General features: G+C 35.8%; 7 protein-coding genes. 2 read left to right on the forward strand and 5 right to left on the reverse strand.

Annotated elements, in window-relative coordinates:
• The first annotated feature begins 41 nt into the window (after nucleotides 1-41).
• Together recU and ACWG42_RS09585 are read left to right on the forward strand one after the other, a co-directional pair.
• Nucleotides 42-641, forward strand: a complete 600-nt coding sequence (gene recU, locus ACWG42_RS09580) for a Holliday junction resolvase RecU (RefSeq protein WP_455791886.1) — start codon at nucleotides 42-44, stop codon at nucleotides 639-641.
• Nucleotides 638-3,400 (forward strand): transglycosylase domain-containing protein, encoded by a 2,763-nt coding sequence (locus ACWG42_RS09585; RefSeq protein WP_455791887.1) that lies wholly within the window; start codon nucleotides 638-640, stop codon nucleotides 3,398-3,400. The genes recU and ACWG42_RS09585 overlap by 4 nt, the downstream gene beginning before the upstream one ends.
• Before the next feature lie 13 nt (nucleotides 3,401-3,413).
• Here the strand turns inward: ACWG42_RS09585 and nth are convergent, their stop codons facing one another.
• The 5 genes from nth to ACWG42_RS09610 form a co-directional block, all read right to left on the reverse strand.
• The gene (gene nth / locus ACWG42_RS09590) at nucleotides 3,414-4,073 is read right to left on the reverse strand and encodes an endonuclease III (RefSeq protein WP_455791898.1); all 660 of its coding nucleotides are present in this window, start codon (nucleotides 4,071-4,073) and stop codon (nucleotides 3,414-3,416) included.
• Entirely contained in the window at nucleotides 4,073-4,609 is a 537-nt protein-coding gene (locus tag ACWG42_RS09595) for a DnaD domain-containing protein (RefSeq protein WP_455791889.1), read from the reverse strand. Before ACWG42_RS09595 ends, nth begins: the two co-directional genes overlap by 1 nt.
• Nucleotides 4,609-5,067, reverse strand: coding sequence for a hypothetical protein (locus tag ACWG42_RS09600; RefSeq protein ID WP_455791891.1), 459 nt, complete (start codon nucleotides 5,065-5,067; stop codon nucleotides 4,609-4,611). Before ACWG42_RS09600 ends, ACWG42_RS09595 begins: the two co-directional genes overlap by 1 nt.
• A gap of 115 nt (nucleotides 5,068-5,182) precedes the next feature.
• Complete coding sequence (locus tag ACWG42_RS09605; protein ID WP_455791893.1) at nucleotides 5,183-6,046, reverse strand: MerR family transcriptional regulator; 864 nt, start codon at nucleotides 6,044-6,046, stop codon at nucleotides 5,183-5,185.
• A 10-nt stretch (nucleotides 6,047-6,056) separates the two neighbouring features.
• Entirely contained in the window at nucleotides 6,057-6,794 is a 738-nt protein-coding gene (locus tag ACWG42_RS09610) for an ABC transporter permease (protein ID WP_455791894.1), read from the reverse strand.
• Nucleotides 6,795-7,031: the final 237 nt, after the last annotated feature.

A 7,031-nucleotide genomic window follows, 5' to 3' on the forward strand; every position in this document is an offset into this window, starting at 1 on the left:
AGAAAAGTGGAAATCATTGCAAAAATTGTATATAATAATACATGGTGATAAATGTGATAGGATATCCTAACAGAAAAGCAGTAATAGGTAACACCATATCCAATACAAATGAATACGCTGGAAGAGGTATGTCTTTAGAACATGACCTCAACAGTAGTAATACATTTTATATGGAAACAGAGCGTGCTCTCATCCACAAAAAACCTACTCCTATTCAAGTAGTAACTGTGGATTATCCAGCACGAAATGCTGCTAAAATTACGGAAGCCTATTATAAAGTGCCTTCTACTACCGATTATAATGGAATCTATCGTGGACGAGCTATTGACTTTGAAGCAAAGGAAACAAAATCAAAGACATCCTTTCCCTTCAAAAGTATACACCCCCATCAGATAACACATTTAAAACGTGTTCTTAAACATAAAGGTATAGGGTTCTTTATCATTCGCTTTACATCATACGATGAAACGTATTTGGTGGATGCTAATATTCTAATCACATTGTATGAAAATTCGAGTAAAAAATCAATTTCATATGATAGCGTGAAAGAGGTTGGATCATTGATACAACAGGGATTAACTCCAAGACTTCGTTATTTAGATAATGTGGATGACCTGTATTTCAAGGAGGAAGAAAGATGAATTTAAAAGAGAAGATAACCAGAGAGAAGACTGGTGATAAAAAAGAAAAGAAAACAACAAAAAAAGGAAAAAAAGCAAAGACAAAACGTAGTAAACTAGATCGCGTTGTCATTGTCTTTCTTGCTTTTGCTTTATTAGTTGGTATAGGTGGATTATCATTAATTGGATATATCGTCGCCACAACCAATGCGAGCGACTTGGTTGGACAAATGTCAAATGATGAACCATCCAGTTTCCTTGATCAAAATAAAGAAGAGTTTGGCGAACTTGGTTTGGAAATGAGAGAAAATGTTGCCTATGAACAAATTCCTGGTGTCGTGGTAGATGCATTTTTAGCAATTGAAGATTCGCGGTTCTTTTCCCATAATGGATTTGACCTCCCACGCTTCATGTCTTCCGCTATCACGAATCTTAAAACAGGAAGTTTTGCACAAGGTGGATCCACTCTTACCATGCAAGCAATCGATAACTTCTTCATGAAAAAAGAAGAGGATAAGATGCGAGAAAACGGAGAATACTTTAACTCTGTTGAAAAAGTAGAACGTAAACTACAAGAAATATATATGAGTATGCGTTTGGAATCACAAACTTCTAAATCTTGGATTATAGAGACTTATCTAAATCAAATCAACTTTGGTGATCAAGCTCGAGGGATTGAAAAAGGTGCACAATACTTCTTCGGTAAAAGCGTAGAAGAATTGAATTTATCTGAAGCAGCTTATTTGGCAGGTTGTATCAATGCTCCAAATACATACAATCCATATAATGGATATGATGCAAAAACGAAAGTAAACTACTATGCTGCCGCAACAAAGCGTCGCGATGAAACTCTTGCTATGATGTTGCGTCATGGGTTCATTACACAAGAAGAACATGATTTAGCAAAATCGACAAAATTAGCTTTACAGGTTGTTGGAAAAGATAATGGAACTGAAGATCCATTCAAGAAGTATATGGATGCAGCAGCCCAAGAGGTTTATCAATATACTGGCAAAAAATATGACCCTGCAACAACTCCAATGATTGTGTATACCAACTTAAATAGAGAAGCTCAACTAGCCGCAAATGAAATTGCAGATGGAAAAGTTGTAGATTTATATGATGACTACTTGCAAATTGGATTTTCTGTCATAAATGCTAAAACAGGTGGAATAGAAGCATTTTGTCCTGGACGAAGTGATTATGTTGAAGAATTCTATCGTAATCGTAGTAACCTTGTAGAACGTCTGCCCGGTTCTAGCATCAAACCATTGATTGATTATGCATACGCGCTTGATTACACTGGATTTTGTACTTCTCGTGTCTTTAATGATAAACCTATGGATTTAGATGGTACCCCTGTACGAAACTCTGATCAACAATTCTATGGTAAAGTATCTATGGAACGTACGATTGCACAATCTTTAAATACATCGGCAGTACAAACATTAAAAGCTTCCATTGATATGAATGGGATCGAACATATGCAAGATTATTTAAGAAAACTTGGGTTTGAAGAAAGAGATGTGGAAGCCTTTAACCTTCGTTATTCCCTAGGTGGTTCTATTTCTACCTCACCACAACAGATGGCAGCGGCATATGCTGCACTTGCCAATGGTGGTACTTACAATGAACCCCGTTTAGTAACACGCATTGAATTCAAAGATGGAAAAACACCAGCCATTGATTTCGAGAAAAAACAAACACAACCATTATCTCCACAAGCCGCCTATATGATGAGTGATTTATTATATAAAGCGGTCAATGGAGAACATAAAGGTTGGAACTTAATGGGACGCTTAGGATTTGGAGCATATCCTGTTTATGGAAAAACAGGTACAAGTGACTGGGCAACTGATGGTTTACAATATGGAATACCTGAAACAGCCATGAAAGATGAGTGGATGATCAATTATACAAGTGAGTACGTTATTGCCACATGGACAGGATATGACCCACAATACCAAGAACTTGGTTATTATCCAAGCACAGATTTACTCTTCAAAAATATTCCTGGTTGGATTAACAAATACATGTTAGATAAAATTAGTAAAAATCCTCAATTCATTACGAATCCAGGAGGAATTAGTAGTTATGGTGGCGGTATGATTAAAAACGAATGGTTACGTGATGCCGCAAAGAACAACCCTATGACAATTCAAAATTCGAAATCTGCAATGGATGCTTTACAAGCATTGTATGATCAGTTAAAGGGTATTTCAGCAGATGGATACACTGCAGAAAGTTATGCAAGATTGAAAAATGCTTTGAATAGTGTAAAAGCACTGCTTGATAAAGATCTTGCGGATGACGCAGACATAAAGAATGCAATGAGTGAATTACAAGGTGCATACGATGCACTTGTGCCTAACGTTAATAAAAATTCTTTGATTGATGCTATCAATCATGCCGCTAGTTTAAATGCAACTCTCTATACACCTGAAAGTTATAACCATTTAAAGCGTGTTGTAGACAATGCAAAAGGAACCCTTAACAAAGAGAAAGTAACGCAAGCAGAACTCGATGCAAGAATAGCAGAAATTCAAAATGCAATCAATGCTTTAGTGAGCGCAGCACCTGTTGTTGATAAAACTGATTTAAGCAATACCATTGCAACAGCAACGGCAAAACTTAATTCCATCACTCCAGATAATCCAAATTATGCTTCACTTAAAGCTGCCATTGATGCAGCAACAGCAACATTAAACAATGCAAACGCAACACAAGCAGATGTAAATGCACAAGCAGCTGCTTTGAAAAATGCAATGAACGCATTCTAACAAAAAGCCAAGTCTATCTAGACTCGGCTTTTTTCTTGCTGTTTTTATAAGTGTCCAATGTGTTTTTTTTACAAAAAGAAACAAATGGACATTGTGAACAATTTGGATTTTTTGCAGTACAGAAGTATCTTCCAAAGAAGATAAATAGATGATGTGCTCTATTCCACCTCTCACGCTTTATCTTACGCTTCAACTTAACTTCTACAACTTCTACGCTATCTGAAACCTTCGCAAGCCCTAAACGCTTAGAAATGCGGTCTACATGTGTATCCACTGCAATCGCAGGTATATCAAAACATACACTCTGTACAACATTTGCTGTTTTTGGCCCTACTCCTGCTAAAGATGTTAATTCCTTATGCTTACTAGGAACTTCCCCATTGAAATGTTCCAATAACGATATACTTAAATTTTGAATCGACTTTGCTTTGTTACGATACAATCCAATCCTACGTATACAATTTTCAATATCTGAAAGATTCGCTTCCGACATTGCCTGTGGTGTAGGAAAGCGTTCAAACAAACCAGGTGTTACTTTGTTTACTGCTTCATCTGTGGTTTGTGCAGATAATACCACAGCCACTAACAATTCAAACGGATTTCTATGCAATAATTCACAATGAGCATTCGGGTACATTTCCTCAAGGATATCCAGTATCTCATCACTTGTCATCATCGTTTACCTTCTTCATAATCCTCAGCAGTTAGATTCTTCTTCTTCCATTCCACCAGGATTCTTTCGATATAATCAAAACTCTTATGATCATATGTCAATGCTTCACGAAGAGCATACCCAATCATCTTTTGATCATATGCATTCAACCAATCTGCTAAACGTTGTACTTCAATTTGGGATAACGTTCTTCCAAACTCAGTTTCAAACAAATCAAACAAAGAATAATCAAACGAAGAAGACTTCTTACTATCATCCTCAAATATTCCATCAATATCAAAATGAATGTGTCCGTTTTGGTATTCAATTTGCAAATACCCTTTCGCACTCAACTGGGTCAATATCTCATCAATGCTATCTCCATCAACTTTTAATTTCTGTGCAAGAATTCCATGTCGTATTGCTATTTTATGTTCATTCATAAAATCAATCAATAATACACACATAACTTCATTACTATTTAAACTTAACTCTTCCAAATGATCCAATACCCAACTTCTACGATCGACCCATTTTTCTTTCCACCATTTTTCCATTATACGTCACCCTCTTTTAAATAATATACTTCTTTTAAGGTATCATAATCAAGCAGGATGCTACCAACATCACTTTGAATGACATAGACTGGATTATCATAACCATATCCTAACGTTACCTCAACTTCTTTTGCTCCATATGTATTTTGAGCAACTTGTTTTGCTTCTTCAATCTTCAGGGTATTTTTCTTACGATTCACAATCGCCTTTCCCTTTACATTAAACCATACGATTGTTTTTGTATCTTCTCCTACATACGTTGTATAATAAAACACATGACGATCCATATTCTTTATGTTTTTATATTTTTCTTGTATACGCGCCATTTCATCATCGATTTGACCTTCGTATTTTCTAGCAGGACCACTGATAAACAAAGAAATTTCTACAATGATTACACCACATAAAATCACAATTAATACACTTGTTATTCCAATGGACTTCCAATTTAACTTCATCGTATCACTCCTACTCAATGTTCTTATTATACATGATTTCTAATCGTTTGTCTTTACTCCTTGGCAAAGAAAAGCAATGTTTTTTACATCCCTTCAAAAGAAAAAGCGTAGGCTTCTACGCTCCTTCAAAATCATCCATTGTTTTCATCTTACGTACTGGAAATTGTATTTCTGTAAGCCAATCTTTTTCATCCTCTTGATTCCAAACGCCATCGATATAAGATTCCCTTTGATATCCACAAATCTCATATCCACTTTCTTCTATAAATCGAACAACTGCAGCGTATGCTTTAGGTAAACCTTGATAAGATCCTTTATGAAGTACACAAGCCGCTAGTTCTACTTCCTCAAGTTCTTCGAAATACAGTTCTCCTTGATTCTCTTTAACACTTGTAACTTCTTCACATATCTGTGCATTGATATTCGATTCACGATATTCTCCATCAAAATATATAGTGAAACAATAGCCTGGATTCAAACATTCACAACCTACTTTTTCCATCAAAGCCCCCATATCCGGCATCTTATAAAACAATTCTTCATAACTGTTCAAATGAAGTTTCATATATGCAATGCTAACCCTTGGCAAAGATTTCATCACAACATGATAATTACATTTTACATAATCCGACATTAAATAACTTTCAATACCCGCAATCTTCTTCGTTATATTCGATAATTCTACTAGTAATTCTTGTTTCTTACGACTCAACAACTGCTGCTCTGATTCCCCTTGAAAAACGAGTTGTATTTCTTCGATAGAAAAATTCATATCACGCAATGCCAAGATTTTATGTAAGATTGGCATTTGTGAAGAAGAATAATACCGATATCCATTTATTTCATCTACCTTTTCAGCCTTTAGTAACCCAATATCATCATAATAACGAAGTGTCTTAATACTCACACGATTCATTTGGGCAAACATCCCAATTTTATAAAGTTTCAACTCTTCTTTTTTACAAATTATATTTTCCATCATAAATCACCTATTCCCATTTAAATGATACTACAGAAAGGATAACGCCCACAACTGTAAATATAAGTAAGATTCCTACAGATAACCACAGTTGTTCAAGATTCCCTAACGACACTTCTTTTAACAACTTAATTCCATGTGTGAGTGGCAATACACTAGCAACGTTTTGTAAAGCCTTAGGAAAGAGTTCAAATGGAATGGTAGCTCCAGATAAAAACACCATCGGAAAATATACAAAGGTAGTTACTACATTCGCAATTTTCACTGTCTTACAAAGACTAGCAATCATCATCCCCAACGCAAACATAGAACACATGACCAATATATACGCACCTATAAACACAAAGACATTCCCTAGCATTTCATACTGAAACCCAAACACTGCGCATAGGCTCACAAGGATTGCGGATAGTATCGCAATTCCAACACATATAATAACTTGTACAAGCAAAATGCGTAATGGACTTGCTGGTGTAACAAAGAAATGCTTCAGTATCTTCTTATCACGTAAATCCGCAACGGTAAGAGGCAATCCCATAAACGCAGTCGCACATATCCCTACCGTTAATAAAGATGCAAACGCACTCTGCATAAAGGTAATCTTAGAGTTTCCTACAAAACTATCTCCACCAATCACCGCAATCAACAATAAGATCCCAATGGGCATCCCTACACCAAAAATCAACCCATCTGGACAACGCAGCGCAACTTTCGTCTCAATCTTCAACATCGTCATAAAACTTTTCATTTGTTTTCCTTGTATGATACTTGTGTACCTTGCGACAGAGTATCATACACTCCTTTCATTTTTTTGATAAACTATAAGTAGAACCTTATCAATTAATTTATAGTAAGGCGTTGTCCTTTTAAAGGAGAGTATTGCCATGGCTCTATTTATTTGTTTATAGTTGGATAAGTCTTTGTACTTTTATGTCTCGCAAGATTACGAGGATAGATCACCATGGCTAGGCAAGGTTCTAGAAAG

The sequence above is a fragment of the Amedibacillus sp. YH-ame10 genome, from assembly GCF_053848885.1.